The 352-nt window shown below is 65.1% G+C and carries 1 pseudogene; it reads left to right on the forward strand.

The annotated features are described in order from the left end of the window. Nucleotides 1-258, forward strand: a pseudogene (locus AC1DH9_RS31195) (MFS transporter); the annotation flags it as partial. Nucleotides 259-352 lie beyond the last annotated feature (94 nt).

The raw sequence follows: 352 nt of genomic DNA on the forward strand, positions 1-352 counted from the left end.
GACCAGCGCGGCGTTATCTCCAGCATGCTCAACCTGTCGCGAAACCTGGGGCTGATCACCGGTGCGTCCGCGTTGGGTGCGGTGTTCGTGCTTGCATCGGCAACAAACGACATCACCACAGCGCCCCCCGAGGCCGTTGCCAGCGCTATGCGGATCACGTTCGCCGTCGCCCTGGCGCTGATCGCCGCTGCGCTCGTCATCGCGCAGGGAAGCCGCACACTGGCACCCCGCCCTTCTCTCCCCGCCGACGCCTCGTGATGTGATAAAAATCTGCACATCATGTTTACGCTCCCCCCCGTAGCAGCTGCCGAGCCCGCGAGATGCGCAGTCGGCCATGAAGGCAGTACGGGAG

The sequence above is a fragment of the Pseudomonas sp. 05T35 genome, from assembly GCF_056396605.1.